The 14,730-nt window shown below is 69.8% G+C and carries 10 protein-coding genes; 8 read left to right on the plus strand and 2 right to left on the minus strand.

The window, feature by feature from the left end; all coding sequences use genetic code 11:
• Positions 1–238 precede the first annotated feature (238 nt).
• Positions 239–1,435 (minus strand): cytochrome P450, encoded by a 1,197-nt coding sequence (locus tag GA0070621_RS12925; RefSeq protein ID WP_157739959.1) that lies wholly within the window; start codon positions 1,433–1,435, stop codon positions 239–241.
• 732 nt (positions 1,436–2,167) lie between these two features.
• Here GA0070621_RS12925 and GA0070621_RS12930 point away from each other — a divergent pair.
• The 8 genes from GA0070621_RS12930 to GA0070621_RS12965 all read left to right on the plus strand — a co-directional run bounded on the left by GA0070621_RS12930 (position 2,168) and on the right by GA0070621_RS12965 (position 14,302).
• A complete protein-coding gene (locus GA0070621_RS12930) occupies positions 2,168–5,266 on the plus strand; it encodes a beta-L-arabinofuranosidase domain-containing protein (protein ID WP_167666856.1) in 3,099 nt (1,032 codons plus the stop codon).
• Between the two features lie 653 nt (positions 5,267–5,919).
• Positions 5,920–6,618: an L-ribulose-5-phosphate 4-epimerase gene (locus GA0070621_RS12935; protein WP_167666857.1), complete on the plus strand. Its 699-nt coding sequence runs from the start codon at positions 5,920–5,922 to the stop codon at positions 6,616–6,618.
• Between the two features lie 145 nt (positions 6,619–6,763).
• A complete protein-coding gene (locus GA0070621_RS12940; RefSeq protein WP_091202335.1) occupies positions 6,764–7,768 on the plus strand; it encodes an ABC transporter substrate-binding protein in 1,005 nt (334 codons plus the stop codon).
• A 190-nt stretch (positions 7,769–7,958) separates the two neighbouring features.
• Positions 7,959–9,503, plus strand: coding sequence for a sugar ABC transporter ATP-binding protein (locus GA0070621_RS12945; protein ID WP_091195076.1), 1,545 nt, complete (start codon positions 7,959–7,961; stop codon positions 9,501–9,503).
• Positions 9,500–10,570: an ABC transporter permease gene (locus GA0070621_RS12950; protein ID WP_091195078.1), complete on the plus strand. Its 1,071-nt coding sequence runs from the start codon at positions 9,500–9,502 to the stop codon at positions 10,568–10,570. Before GA0070621_RS12945 ends, GA0070621_RS12950 begins: the two co-directional genes overlap by 4 nt.
• Positions 10,570–11,565 (plus strand): galactofuranose ABC transporter, permease protein YjfF, encoded by a 996-nt coding sequence (yjfF, locus tag GA0070621_RS12955; RefSeq protein WP_091195082.1) that lies wholly within the window; start codon positions 10,570–10,572, stop codon positions 11,563–11,565. Before GA0070621_RS12950 ends, yjfF begins: the two co-directional genes overlap by 1 nt.
• Before the next feature lie 28 nt (positions 11,566–11,593).
• Positions 11,594–13,099 carry an L-arabinose isomerase gene (gene araA / locus GA0070621_RS12960; RefSeq protein ID WP_091195086.1) on the plus strand — a complete coding sequence of 502 codons (1,506 nt, stop codon included), beginning with the start codon at positions 11,594–11,596 and terminating at the stop codon, positions 13,097–13,099.
• Between the two features lie 210 nt (positions 13,100–13,309).
• The gene (locus tag GA0070621_RS12965) at positions 13,310–14,302 is read left to right on the plus strand and encodes a LacI family DNA-binding transcriptional regulator (RefSeq protein ID WP_231921011.1); all 993 of its coding nucleotides are present in this window, start codon (positions 13,310–13,312) and stop codon (positions 14,300–14,302) included.
• Between the two features lie 66 nt (positions 14,303–14,368).
• Here the strand turns inward: GA0070621_RS12965 and GA0070621_RS12970 are convergent, their stop codons facing one another.
• A complete protein-coding gene (locus GA0070621_RS12970) occupies positions 14,369–14,623 on the minus strand; it encodes a hypothetical protein (RefSeq protein ID WP_091195091.1) in 255 nt (84 codons plus the stop codon).
• Positions 14,624–14,730: the final 107 nt, after the last annotated feature.

A 14,730-nucleotide genomic window follows, 5' to 3' on the forward strand; every position in this document is an offset into this window, starting at 1 on the left:
ATGGCTGAGGCTGTAAGCCGTCCGATCGAACGCCGTTTCCTTGCTGGGATCTACCGCTTCCCCCGGCATCGACCGCACCGTGGGTCCGTCCGCCGGGAGACGGCCACCTCGACCGCCTCTATTCACCGACCTCTCTGCGCCGGCCCGTCGACCGTAGCGGTCCGCCCGAAGCGGGAGCACCAGACACCTGACGAAACTTGGGTGGGGTTCAGGCCGTCCAACGTCGCAACGACGCCGGTCATCGCCGGGCCAGCAGCGGCAGTCCGTCCTGGTGCAGGCGGAAGCCGTCGAGATCGGCGGATTCGTCCGCGAGACGCAGGTCGGGAAGCCGCCGCGCGATCCGTTCGAACATGATGCGGCTCTCCAACCGGGCCAGGTGCGCGCCCAGGCAGAAGTGGATCCCGTGCCCGAAGGCGATGTGCCGGCGAACGTCGGCGCGGTGGATGTCGAACACGTGCGGCCGGTCGAACACCGTCGGGTCGCGGTTGGCTCCCCACAACGACAGTCCCACCCGGTCGAACGCGGGTATCCGTCCACCGGCGATCTCGATGTCCTCGAAGGCGAATCGGGGTGGCACGATCTCGACCGGCCCGCGGTATCTGAGTGTCTCCTCCACCACCGCCGCCGCCAGTGACGGGTCGGCTCGCAGGGCCTGCCATTGCTCGGGGTGGGTGAGCAGGAGTCGGATGCCGTTGACGATCAGGTCGACGGTCGTCTCCTGGCCGGCGACGAGCAGCAGTTGCACCAGCGCCACCAACTCGTCGCGGTCGAGTCGGTCGCCCCGCTCCTCCAGGGCCACGAGCTGCGAGATCAGGTCCTCTGCCGGGTCCGCCCGGCGCCGGGCCGCCAGCTCGTCGAGGTACGCCCCGAACTCGACGGTGGCCGCCGGCCCGTCGACGCCGGCCGACACGATCGCGGCCGACCACCCCCGGAACCGTGGTCGGTCCGGCCTCGGGACGCCGACCAGCTCCGCGATGACGTTGACCGGCACCGGGTCGGCGAGATCCCGCACCCCGTCGATGCGTCCCCGGTCGCGCGCCCGGGCGATCAACCGATCGGCGAGGTCCGTGATCCAGGGCTCCAGCCGGGCCACGGCCCGTGTCGTGAAGCCGCCGCTGACCAGCCCCCGCAGGCGGGTGTGGTCGGGCGGGTCGAGGCTGATGAGCTGCCGGGACTCGATCCTCGCCGCCTCGGACAGCGGCCGCGGGGCCGATTGCCGCGGACGGGGACAGTGCCGGTGCACCTCGTGCCCGATCGCCGGGTGACGCAGTCCCGTCAGCACGTCGGCATGTCCGGCGATCACCCAGAACCGGTTGCCCGCCGGGTCGACCTGGAGCACCGGACCGCCGCTGTCCCGTACCCGGTCGTAGAACCGGTGCGGGTCACGACGAACCGCGGGATCCCACAACTCCGAGTTGCCGAACTCCGCGAACAAAGCTGCCTCCTCGAACGGGAAGTCCACCGTGTACTGCGGTCGCCGTGCGTACCCGCCTGGCCGCCGCGCCACGAGTTCCGGCTGCGGGCGTACGGCCCAAACCGGCCGGGCCGGCGTGGTTGAGCGCTAACATAGATATGTTTCACGCAGGTGTCAACGAGCGAGTCTTACTCGTACGTAGGGATTGACGACCCTGCGAGTTAGCGCTCACACTGCCTGTCATCAGGGGCTCCGGTACCGGTGGCCCATTCCCCCTCGTGGCCGCTATGGACGCCGACTTCGGTGGACCAGCACGACGGTTGATGGAGGAGGTCCGATGCAGTAGGTCCATGCCAACGACGAGCCGCGTCCCGGCTTGCGGGCGGGAACGTGCCACGCCGCCCGCCGGGCTCATGCCGTACGCGTTGCCACCGGCGCCGCGCTCGGCCGGCGCGCGCCACGGACCGCGCGACCGTCCGCTGTGGCCGGCCGCGCGCGATGGTAGGCCGCGGCGCGACGAGTTGCCCGCGACGGGCCACGCCGGGTGAGCCGATCCGCCACCGGCGCGACGCCACCGGGCCGCAGCTTCCTGGACCCACCCAGCGGCACCCGCCGCCGGTCGCCGCCCAGCCGACGGGTCGGCGTTCCGGCGCGATCGGCCCGACGCGGGTCCCTCACCCGAGCCATCCAGATACCGCGACCAGAAGCCTGGCCGAGCGGTCAGCGCACACCCATGTGGAAGGACGTTCCCCAGTGACTGAATCCGACAAGCGCACCGTCAACCGACGTCAGGTTCTCCAGGCATCGGCCATCGGCGTGGCCGCGGTGGCAGGCGCCGGCGTGCTCCCGGCGGCCGCCGCCCAGGCGGCGACAACCACCGAGCCGGCAACCGGCCCGACGGCGCTCACCTCGGCCACACCCGATCTCGGCCCCGGCGGCACCGCGCCGATCCGGCCCTTCCAACTGCGGGAGGTGAAGCTCGGCGACGGGCTGTTCCAGGAGAAGCGCGACCGCATGAAGAACTACCTGCGGCAGTTCGACGAGCGGCGCTTCCTCGTCCTGTTCAACAACCAGGCCGGTCGGCCGAACCCGTCGGGCGTCTCGGTCCCCGGGGGCTGGGAGGACGGCGGGCTGCTCAGCGGCCACTGGGCCGGTCATTTCATGACGGCCCTCGCGCAGGGCTACGCCGACCAGGGCGAGCCGATCTTCAAGAGCAAGCTCGACTGGATGGTCGGCGAACTCGCGGCGTGCCAGGCGGCGATCACCGCCCGGATGGGCAACGGCGGCCCCGGCGGCGGGGATCCGCAGCAGCCGCAGATCGGCCGGGTGGCGGGCCGCTTCGGCAACGGGCTGCGCCTGAACGGACCGAGCAAGGCGCAGCATGTGACCCTGCCCCAGGAGGCGATCAGCCAGATCACCAGCTTCACCATCGCCACCTGGGTGAACCTCGCCTCCACCCAGACCTGGAGCCGGCTGTTCGACTTCGGTCAGAACACCACGGTCAACATGTTCCTGACCCCGCGCGCCGGCGTCACCGGCAACGTGCCGAGATTCGCCATCACGGTCGGCGGATCCGGTCAGGAACAGCAGATCAACGGTAACGCCGCGCTGCCGACGAACCAGTGGGTGCACCTGGCTGTCACCCTGTCGCAGAACACCGGAACGCTGTACGTGAACGGTCAGCAGGCCGGCGTGAACACGAGCATGACCCTCAGCCCGGCCAACCTGGGCAACCCCGGGAACCGGTGGATCGGGCGTTCGCAGTACGGCGATCCGTACCTGGACGCGACCATCGACGAGTTCCACATCTTCGACCGCGCCCTGAGCCAGCAGGAGGTGCAGTCGCTGCTGGACTCGCCGGCCGGGACCACCGGCGGCGGGACCATCGCCTGGTACCGGTTCGACGAGGACGGTGGCACCACCCTCAAGGACTCCTCGCCCAACGGCCGCGACGCCGGCGTCGTGGCGGCCCAGGACAGCGGGACCGGCCTGTGGATCCCGACCCACCCCGGCTACCTCGGTGCGATCCCGGAGGACGCGGTGCTCCGGCTCGGTCCGCCGCGCTGGGCCGTCTACGGCGGCAACGCGAGCACCAACACCTGGGCTCCCTGGTACACGCAGCACAAGATCATGCGTGGGCTGCTCGACGCCTATTACCACACGGACAACGAGACGGCGCGCGACGTCGTGGTCAGGATGGCGAACTGGGCCCACCTCGCGCTGACGGTCGGGGACAAGAACCACCCCGCCTACACGGGTCCCATCACCCGGGACAACCTGAACTACATGTGGGACCTCTACATCGCCGGGGAGTCCGGTGGGGCCGGCGAGGTGTTCCCCGAGATCTACGCGCTCACCAGCGACCCGAAGCATCTGGAGACCGCGAAGTTGTTCGACAACCGCGAGTCGCTGTTCGGGGCGTGCGTCGAGAACCGGGACATCCTCGTGACGACGCCGCAGAACCGGCCCGGTCGTCGCCGCCCGGACCGGCTGCACGCCAACTCGCACGTACCGCAGTTCGTCGGGTACCTGCGCGTCTACGAGCACAGCGGCGATCAGGAGTACTTCCAGGCCGCGAAGAACTTCTTCGGCATGGTCGTCCCGCACCGCATGTTCGCCCACGGCGGGACCGGCGGCAACTACCCCGGTTCCAACAACAACATCGAGATGTTCCAGAACCGGGACAACATCGCGAACGCGATCGCCCAGGGCGGCGCGGAGACCTGCACCACGTACAACATGATCAAGCTGGCCCGTAACCTGTTCCTTCACGAGCACGACCCGGCGTACCTGGACTACTACGAGCGGGGCCTGCTCAACATGATCCTCGGCTCGCGCGCCGACAGCACGAGCGTCAGCAACCCGCAGGTCACCTACTTCCAGCCGTTGACCCCGGGCACCACCCGCAGCTACGGCAACACCGGCACCTGCTGCGGCGGGACGGGCGTCGAGAACCACACCAAGTACCAGGAGACGATCTACCTCAAGTCGGCCGACGGCGGCACGCTCTGGGTCAACCTGTTCATACCGTCCACGTTGACCTGGGCCGAGAAGGGCTTCACCGTCACCCAGGAAACGAGCTTCCCCCGCGACGACCGGACGAAGCTGGTCGTCAACGGCAGCGGCCGGCTCGACCTCAAGCTGCGGGTACCGGGCTGGGCCGAGCGCGGCTTCTCCGTCACGGTCAACGGCGTCGACGCCCAGGTCAACGCCAAGCCGGGGACGTACGTCACGCTGAGCCGGACCTGGACGTCCGGCGACACCATCGAGGTCCGGATGCCGTTCAGCATCCGGATCGAGCGGGCGCTGGACCGCCCCGACACCCAGGCGATCTTCTGGGGTCCGATCCTCCTGCAGATCCTCGGGAACCCGGGTGGTGGCAACTACCGCGAGCTGTCCCTCTACCGCCACCTGAAGCGGGACGCCGACTACGCCCGTTCGGCCGTCACCCCCGCGGGCACCACGGCGGCCGGTGACCCGCTCTTCACCACGCACGGCCTCACCCTGCGGCCGTACTACATCAGCGACTCGCAGGCCACCTCGTCGTACTTCCGGCGGGTCGAGCCGACGATCGTGTTCGGCTCCGTCGACACCGGCGTGCCGAACTACAAGCGCAACGACGGTCTGCCGAACTACGACGTCCCCGTGACGGGCATCCCGTCACCCGGCGAGGACGGCCCGACCTTCCTCGATCTGGTGTGGGACCAGGCGCCCTTCGCCAACCACGGTGGCTTCCAGTCGGCGGTCGCCCGGACCGCCGAGGCGTTCCTCAACGCCGGCATCTTCACCAGCGCGGAGAAGGACCGCGTCGTGTCGAGCGCCGCCCACGCGAAGAACGACCTCGCCCCGTAGGTGACGCCGGCGGTTGTCCGGCCTGCCTCGTGTGCGGGGGCGTGACGCGACGTTTTGCCGAGGAAGAGGCCGCGGCCCGGCCGAGTTGAGTCGACCGGGCCGCGGCTGTTCCGAGAGCTGCGCCGACGGAACCGCGCGGGAAGCGGGCACGAGACACGGGGACGATGCGCGCACGAGGCGCGGATGCGGCGCGCATGGATGTGAGCGCGCACAGGACAGCGCCCACCATGACGGCCTTCCAGGCAGGTCAATGGGCCGCGCGCGGGCGCAAGAGTGCGCCCGTCCACCATAACATCCAATGCCCTCGATGCGGCCAGGCTTCCGCGGCACCCCGGCGACACGTGGATTCCGGGCGCCACGATGATCTCCACGAGGACCCCTGGAAGCGACCACACGATCGGGTGGCAGCGCACGACGCCCAGAGCGGGAGCCTCCACAAGCGATTAGATGACCTCCGACCTCCGCGCAGCCGGGGGTTCGCGAGGCGGGGCGACAGCGTTACGAGGACGTTTCCAAAGAGTCCTTGACGGATCCTATGTGAGCGCTAACACTAGGGCGAGCGGGTGAGCGGAGGATGTCATGACTGCTTCGGGGGGACCCGACGACCACCTGGACGTGCCGCCGCGTCCACACGCCACCCTGGAGGTGACGGCATGAGTGAGCAGTTCCGCATGGGCGCCGAGGTGGCGCGGCTACGCGAGACGGTGGCCGCCCTGCACGCCGAACTCGTCCGGTACGGCCTGGTGGCCTGGACGGCCGGCAACGTCTCGGCACGGGTGCCGGGGCGAAGCCTGATGGTGATCAAACCGAGCGGGGTGTCCTACGACGACCTGCGACCCGACAACATGGTCGTGTGTGACCTCGACGGGGTCGTGGTCGAGGGCGACCTCGCACCGTCGAGCGACACCGCCGCACACGCCTACGTCTACCGGTCGATGCCCGACGTCGGTGGCGTCGTGCACACCCACAGCACCTACGCGACCGCCTGGGCCGCGCGGGGCGAGTCGATCCCCTGCCACCTGACCGCGCAGGCCGACGAGTTCGGCGGCGAGATCCCGGTGGGCCCGTTCGCCCTCATCGGCGGTGACGACATCGGCAAGGGCATCGTGGCGACCCTCTCCGGGCACCGCTCGCCGGCGGTGCTCATGCGTAACCACGGGGTCTTCACCATCGGCCGGAACGCGCGAGCGGCGGTCAAGGCCGCGGTGATGTGCGAGGACGTGGCGCGCACCGCACACCTGGCCAGGACGCTCGGTCAGCCGACGCCGATCGCCGCCGAGGACATCGACTCGCTCTACGAGCGCTACCAGAACGTCTACGGACAGACCACGGTTCCGGCCGCCAACCGGTAGCGCGGACCCGTGCCGGCCGGCGCCCCCAGGGCTCCGGCCGACTCACCACACCTGGACAGAGCACCTTCCCACGGCCTGGCTCTCCGGCACGCCGGTACGCCAGGCACGGCTGGTTACCCACCTCACCCTCGTAAGGAGTCACATGATGAACACCGGCAATTCGATCAGCCGCCGCGGGTTCGGCGCCATTCTGGCGGCCGGGCTGCTCGCCACCGGGCTGGCCGGGTGCTCCAACAGCGACACCGGCGGCGACGGCGGGAAGAGCGGGGACGGCAAGATCGTGCTCGGGTTCTCGCAGGTCGGCGCGGAGAGCGGCTGGCGTACCGCGAACACCAACTCGATCAAGGAGGCCGCCGCCACGGCCGGCATCGAGCTGAAGTTCGACGACGCCCAGCAGAAGCAGGAGAACCAGATCAAGGCGATCCGCAACTACATCCAGCAGAAGGTCGACGTCATCGCCTTCTCGCCGGTGGTGGAGTCGGGCTGGGACACCGTGCTCAAGGAGGCCAAGGACGCCGGTATCCCGGTGATCCTGACCGACCGCGCGGTCGACTCGGCCGACAAGTCGCTCTACAAGACCTTCCTCGGCTCGGACTTCGTGAAGGAGGGTCGGCTCTCCGGCGAGTGGCTGGTCGAGCAGACCAAGTCCGCGACGGGCCCGGTGAACATCGTGGAGTTGCAGGGCACCACCGGATCGGCGCCCGCCAACGACCGTAAGAAGGGCTTCGCGGAGGCGATCGCCGCCAACCCCAACCTGAAGATCATCGCGTCGCAGAGCGGTGACTTCACCCGTGCCGGCGGCAAGCAGGTCATGGAGCAGTTCCTCAAGGCCAACCCGAAGATCGACGTGCTGTTCGCGCACAACGACGACATGGGCCTGGGCGCGCTGGAGGCGATCAGCGCCGCGGGCAAGGTGCCGGGCAAGGACATCACCATCATCACCGTCGACGCGGTGAAGGACGGCATGCAGGCCCTGGCCGACGGGAAGTTCAACTTCATCGCCGAGTGCAGCCCCCTGCTCGGCCCCCAGCTGATGGACCTGGCGAAGAAGGTCCACGCCGGTGAGACGGTGCCGACCCGGATCGAGACCGAGGAGACCACCTTCACGCAGGAACAGGCCAAGGAGGCCCTGCCGAACCGCAAGTACTGACGAGCCGGGCACCCGCACTCGCCACGCGTCCACGCCGTGAGTGCTCGCCGGCACGACGAGCGGGCCGGCGGTGTGTCGACCACACCGCCGGCCCGGGGCACTCTCCCGCTCCGTGAGCCGACGGGCCGGGACCGTCGCGCACGGTGGCGGTGGCCGCGCACCTGACGACAATCACGAAAGGTCTGGTGGGATGTCGGACAGGCATCCGGTCCTGACGATGACCGCGATCAGCAAGTTCTTCCCCGGGGTTCGCGCCCTCGACGGTGTCGACTTCCGGATGTTCCCCGGCGAGGTGCACGCCCTGATGGGCGAGAACGGCGCCGGCAAGTCCACCTTGATCAAGGTGTTGACCGGGGTGTACGGCAGCGACGCCGGCACCGTCACGCTCGACGGCGCCCCGGTCTCCTTCACCGGCCCCATGCAGGCCGCCGCGGCCGGGGTGAGCACCGTCTACCAGGAGGTGAACCTCTGCCCGAACCTCTCCGTGGCGGAGAACATCTTCATCGGGCGTCAGCCGCGACGGTTCGGGACGGTGAACTGGCGCGAGATGCGCCGCCGCGCGAAGGCCCTGCTGGCCCGCCTCGACCTGCACATCGACGTCACCGAACTGCTGGGCGGTTACTCGCTGGCCGTACAGCAGATGGTGGCGATCGCGCGCGCGGTCGACGTACGCGCCCGGGTGCTGATCCTCGACGAGCCCACGTCCAGCCTGGACGCCGACGAGGTCGCGCAACTGATGCGCATCATGCGTCAGCTACGCGACGAGGGCATCGCCATCCTCTTCGTCACCCACTTTCTCGACCAGGTGTACGGGATCGCCGACCGCGTCACCGTACTGCGCAACGGACGCCTCGTCGGCGAGTACCCGATCGCGGAGCTGCCGCAGTTCGCCCTGGTGGAGAAGATGATCGGCAAGGAACTCGACACCCTGGAACGTCTCGACGAGCAGGCCGGGCGGGACCTGGCGGCCGTCGAGACGGGCACGCCGGTCGTCGAGGCGACCGGGCTTGCCCGGACCGGCTCCGTGGCGCCGTTCAGCCTCACCATCCACGAGGGTGAGGTGGTCGGCATGGCCGGGCTGCTGGGATCGGGGCGCTCCGAGGTCGCCCGGTTGCTGTTCGGCGCCGACCGGGCCGACCGGGGCCAGCTCGCCGTGGACGGCCGGCCGGTCACCATCCGGGGGCCGGTCGCCGCCATCGACCGGAACATCGCGTTCTGCTCGGAGAACCGACGCACCGAGGGCCTGGTGGGCGACCTGTCGGTGCGGGAGAACGTCATCCTGGCGATGCAGGCGGCCCGCGGGTGGCTGCGGCCGGTGCCCCGGCGCCGCCAGGACGAGCTGGTCCGGCGCTACATCGACGCGCTGAGCATCCGTCCGAGCGACCCGGACATGCCGGTGCGCAACCTCTCCGGCGGCAACCAGCAGAAGGTCCTGCTCGCCCGGTGGCTGATCACCGAGCCACGGCTGCTCATCCTGGACGAGCCGACCCGTGGCATCGACATCGGCGCGAAGGCCGAGATCCAGCGCCTGGTGGTGCAGCTCTCCGACGACGGGATGGCGGTGCTGTTCATCTCCGCCGAGTTGGAGGAGGTGCTACGGCTCAGCCACAAGGTCGCCGTGATGCGCGACCGGCAGCTGGTCACCCAACTGGCCAACGACGACAGCCTCGACGCCGAACGCGTCATGCGCGTCATCGCCAGCGGAGCGGAGCAGAAGGGGCGGGACCAGGCATGACCACCTGGAGAACACGCCTGTCAGGCGTCACCGGTCACCGACTGTTCTGGCCGGTCGTGGTGCTCGTGGCGTTGCTGGTGGCGAACACGGCCTACCGGCCGAGCTTCCTCGCCGTCGAGGTCAAGGACGGACACCTGTACGGCAGCCTGATCGACATCGTCCGGCTCAGCGCCCCGCTGATCCTGGTCGCCCTGGGCATGACCCTGGTGATCGCCACCGGCGGGATCGACCTGTCCGTGGGGTCGGTGGTGGCCGTGAGCGGCGCGGTGGCCTGCCTCTACATCAGTCGCCAGCCGGACCAGAGCGACCTCGGCGGCGTACTGACCGCCCTGGCCCTCGCGTGCGGGGTGGCGCTGCTCCTCGGCGCCTGGAACGGGGTGCTGGTCGCCGTGATCGGCATCCAGCCGATCATCGCCACCCTGATCCTGATGGTCGCCGGACGCGGCCTGGCCCAGTTGATCACTTCCGGTCAGATCATCACCATCAACAGCGGTCCCTATCGGATGATCGGGCTCGGCCACCTGTTCACCCTGCCGTTCGCGATCATCATCGCCCTGTTGGTGACCCTGACCGTGGCGGTGCTGACCCGCCGTACCGCGCTCGGGATGACCATCGAGGCGGTCGGCGGCAACGCCGAGGCCAGCCGGCTGGCGGGCATCCGCGCGCGGCGCGTCAAACTGCTCGCGTACGTGGTGAGCGCCGTCTGCGCCGCCGTGGCCGGGTTCATGATGACCGCGAACGTGTCCAGCGCCGACGGCAACTCGGCCGGGCTGTGGGTCGAACTCGACGCGATCCTCGCCGTGGTCATCGGCGGCACGTCACTGGCCGGGGGTCGTTTCCACCTCGGCGGCACCGTGGTCGGCGCGCTGCTCATCCAGACCCTGACCACCTCCGTGTACGCGATGAACATCGACCCGCAGACCTCCCTGCTGTTCAAGGCGATGGTGGTGATCGCGGTCTGCCTCATCCAGGCGCCGGCGTTCCGCGCCAGGTTCCGCCGCCGGCGGGTACGCGGAGCGCCACCGTCGGCCGCGGCGGCCCAGGAGAAGGAGCAGGTGGCAGCCTGATGAGTACGACGCAACTGACCACGCGGCTGACCCGACCGGCGTGGTTGCGGCTGCCTCGGCGGCAGGTCCCGGTGCTGGTCAGCCTCGGCCTGCTGCTGGTCATGTACGGCATCGGCGTCTCGCAGTACCGCGCCTTCTCCAACGTCCAGGTCATCTTCAACGTCTTCATCGACAACGGCTTCCTGCTCGTCGTCGCGGTCGGCATGACCTTCGTGATCCTGACCGGCGGCATCGACCTGTCGGTCGGCTCGGTGGTGGCGATGACCGCGATGGTGTCGGCCGCCCTGCTGCGCGACGGCCTTCCGCCCGCCTTGGTGCTGCTGATCGCGCTGCTGATCGGTCCGACGCTCGGGTTCGTGATGGGCTGCGTCATCCACTTCTTCGAGATCCAACCGTTCATCGTCACCCTGGCCGGCATGTTCTTCGCCCGCGGCCTGTGCACCTGGATCAGTTCGGTCTCCATTCCCATCTCCGACGGCTTCTGGACCGACGCCGCGCAACAACGGATCAGGATCGGCGACAACTTCGTGACCGTCAGCGTCCTCATCACGGTCGCGGTGGTCGCCGTGGCCGCGTACACGCTGGCCTACACCCGGCTGGGCCGCAACGTGTACGCGATCGGCGGCAACCCGCAGTCGGCCCTGTTGATGGGCCTGCCGGTCGGTCGTACCCGGATCGCCGTCTACACGATCAGCGGGCTCTGCTCGGCGATCGGGGGCATCCTGCTGTCGTTCTACACCCTGTCGGGGGCCCCGCTGATCGCCGTGGGCATGGAACTGGACGCGATCGCCGCGGTGGTCATCGGCGGCACCCTGCTCACCGGCGGGTCCGGCTACGTGCTGGGCACCATGCTGGGTGTGCTGGTGCTCGGCGTCATCCAGACACTGATCACCTTCGACGGCACGCTCAACTCGTGGTGGACCAAGATCGTGATCGGCGGCCTGCTATTCGCGTTCATCCTCCTCCAGCGCCTCATCGCCATCCGCAAGAAGTAACCCCGACCCGTTCATCGGAAGGCACCCCATGACTAGCCCAGCCCCGGCCGCGGAGGTCTGGTTCCTGACCGGCAGCCAGAGCCTCTACGGCCCGGAGACCCTGCGTCAGGTGGCCGCTCAGTCCCAGCAGATCGCCGCGCGGCTCGACGCCGACCCGGCCATTCCCGCCCGGGTGGTCTGGAAGCCCGTACTCACCTCCAGCGCCGAGATCCTGGCCGTCTGCCGCGACGCCGCCGCGCAGGGGGTCGTGGGGGTCATCGCGTGGATGCACACCTTCTCGCCGGCGAAGATGTGGATCGCCGGCCTGGACGCGCTGCGCACCCCGCTGCTGCACCTGCACACGCAGGCGAACGTGGCGCTGCCGTGGTCCGAGATCGACATGGACTTCATGAACCTCAACCAGGCCGCCCACGGCGACCGGGAGTTCGGGTACGCGCAGACCCGCCTCGGGGTGGCCCGCAAGACGGTGGCCGGGCACGTCAGCAGCCCGCGGGTCACCGCCCGGATCGCGGCGTGGACCCGGGCCGCGACCGGGTACGCGACGATGCGTTCGCTGCGGCTGGTCCGCTTCGGCGACAACATGCGCGACGTGGCCGTGACCGAGGGCGACAAGGTCGAGGCAGAGCTGAGGTTCGGCGTCTCCGTCAACACGTACGGGGTGAACGACCTGGTGCACGCCGTCGACGCCGTCCCCGACCCGAGAATCGACGAACTGGTCGAGGAGTACGCCGACCTCTACCGGCTCGACCCCGCGCTGCGACCCGACGGCGAGCGCCACGGTTCGCTGCGCTACGCCGCCCGGATCGAGGCCGGGTTGCGGGACTTCCTCAGGGCTGGCGGGTACGGCGCCTTCACCACCAACTTCGAGGACCTCGGCGGGCTGCGGCAACTGCCCGGCATCGCCGTGCAGCGGCTGATGGCCGACGGCTACGGCTTCGGCGGGGAGGGGGACTGGAAGACCGCCGTGCTGGTGCGCACGCTCAAGGCCATGTCGGTCGGCACCACCGGCGGCACCTCCTTCATGGAGGACTACACCTACGACCTCACCCCGGGTCGGGAACTCGTCCTCGGCGCGCACATGCTGGAGGTCTGCCCCAGCATCGCCGCCGCGACGCCGACCGTGGAGATCCACCCGTTGAGCATCGGCGGGCGCGAGGACCCGGTGCGGTTGGTCTTCGACGCCCGGCCCGGCCCGGCGGTCGTCCTCGGACTGGCCGACCTCGGCGAGCGATTCCGGCTGGTGGCCAACGAGATCGACGTGGTCGCCCCACCGCAGCCGCTGCCCAAGCTGCCCGTCGCCCGGGCGGTGTGGCGGCCCCGCCCGGACCTCACCGCCTCCGCGGAGGCGTGGCTGACCGCCGGGGCACCGCACCACACCGTCCTGTCCCAGGCCGTCGGGATCGAGGAACTGGACGACCTCGCCGAGATGACCCGCACCGAGCTTGTCGCCATCGACGCGGACACGACCCCCCGGCGGCTCGCCCACGAGATCCGCTCGAACCAGTCCTATTTCCGGCTGGCCAGAGGATTCTGAGTCCCAATATAAATTGACCGAGGTCGATTGGATTTTCGGGCACGTCCGGGCCGGAGCGCACCGACGACCACGCCGGAGACCGGGAGTCGCACGGCCCTCCCCACCGCTGTCGCCGTGGAGGGCCGTGCGACTCCGCCTTCGACGGCGGGGTTACGATGGCCGCGACGTGGAGGTGCCATGATTCAACAGCCGGCCGTGCGTGCCGCAGTGATGAGCGATGTCGCACGGCTGGCCGGCGTCTCCCACCAAACCGTCTCCCGGGTGCTGAACAATCATCCGAGCGTCCGGCAGGAAACCCGGGAACGGGTACTGCGGGCCGTACACCAGCTCAACTACCGGCCCAACGCACTGGCACGCGGGCTGGCCACCCGGCGTTCCCGCGTCATCGGCGTGGTCAGCTTCGACACGATCCTCTACGGCCCGGCCGCCACCCTGCTCGGCATCGAGCGCGCGGCCCGCGCCGCCGGCTACGGAATCAACATCGTCACCCTGGAGCGGCTCGACCGGGCCGGGGTGTCCTCGGCCATCGACGCCCTGGCCGAACAGTCGGTGGCCGGGGTCGTGCTCATCGCCCCGGTGGTCAGCGCCGCGATGGCCGTACACGGCATGCCGACCGGCGTACCGGCGGTCGTGGTCGAGCTGGGCGGCGACGGTGAGTTGCCCAGCGTCTCGGTCGACCAGGTGGCCGGCGCCCGCCTCGCCGTCGAGCACCTCCTCGAACTCGGGCACGAGACCGTGTGGCACATCGCCGGGCCGCGCGACTGGCTGGAGGCCCGCGACCGCATCGACGGGTGGCGGCTTGCCCTGGAGACGGCCGGCCGCCGCGTCCCGCCGGTCATCACCGGGGACTGGAGCCCGCGGGCGGGTTACGAGATCGGGCAGTCTCTCGTCGACCGTCCGGAGATCTCCGCGATCTTCTGCGCCAACGACCACCAGGCCCTCGGCCTGCTCCGCGCCCTCCACCAGCGGGGCGTGCGGGTGCCGGACGACGTCAGTGTGGTCGGCTTCGACGACATCCCCGAGGCCGCGTACTTCTCCCCTCCGCTGACCACCATCCGCCAGGACTTCGACGAGGTCGGCCGTCGGTGCGTCGCCGCACTGCTGGAACTGCTGGCCGCTGACCCGTCCTCCGGGCGAACTAAGCCGCCCCCGGTGCAACCGACGCTCGTGGTCCGGGACAGCAGCGGCAGCCGGAAGTCCTGAGCCGGGACCGTCGACCGGCCCGGCACGGCACGGCCCGGGCCGGTCGACGTCAGCAGAACCGGACGGTCACGGGACCAGATCCCGCTCGGACCTGGCAGCCGCGAGAAAAATGGCCTGCCGCTGCGATTCGGTGTGCCGCCCGGCGATGAGCCATTCGTTCGACACCTCCCGCACCCGCTGGAGGAACTGTCCGTGGTTGCGGAACGGCGCCGCCTCCCAGACCCGGTCGAGGAACGTCTCGCCGCCCTCGTCCCGGATGCCGTCGTTGGGTACGCCGGTGCTGGCCGAGCCGAAGACGACCTCTGGTTCGACGCGCTTCACGTACGGGTGGTAGGCAGCCGCCCAAGTGTTACCGCTAACATCAAGGTTGTCAATGCGGACGCGTTCCGGCCAGCGGCGAACGCGCGTTCGTCCGCCGAGACTCGTCA

Origin of the sequence: Micromonospora narathiwatensis (assembly GCF_900089605.1) — a bacterium.
Taxonomy (GTDB): Bacteria; Actinomycetota; Actinomycetes; order Mycobacteriales; family Micromonosporaceae; genus Micromonospora; species Micromonospora narathiwatensis.

What these genes read in the sequence shown, in the direction of transcription:
- GA0070621_RS12950 (WP_091195078.1), top strand. Translation starts at nt 9,500, where the DNA reads ATGACCACCTGGAGAACACGCCTGTCAGGCGTCACCGGTCACCGACTG.
- GA0070621_RS12940 (WP_091202335.1), top strand. Translation starts at nt 6,764, where the DNA reads ATGAACACCGGCAATTCGATCAGCCGCCGCGGGTTCGGCGCCATTCTG.
- GA0070621_RS12935 (WP_167666857.1), top strand. Translation starts at nt 5,920, where the DNA reads ATGAGTGAGCAGTTCCGCATGGGCGCCGAGGTGGCGCGGCTACGCGAG.
- GA0070621_RS12945 (WP_091195076.1), top strand. Translation starts at nt 7,959, where the DNA reads ATGTCGGACAGGCATCCGGTCCTGACGATGACCGCGATCAGCAAGTTC.
- yjfF (WP_091195082.1), top strand. Translation starts at nt 10,570, where the DNA reads ATGAGTACGACGCAACTGACCACGCGGCTGACCCGACCGGCGTGGTTG.
- GA0070621_RS12965 (WP_231921011.1), top strand. Translation starts at nt 13,310, where the DNA reads ATGAGCGATGTCGCACGGCTGGCCGGCGTCTCCCACCAAACCGTCTCC.
- araA (WP_091195086.1), top strand. Translation starts at nt 11,594, where the DNA reads ATGACTAGCCCAGCCCCGGCCGCGGAGGTCTGGTTCCTGACCGGCAGC.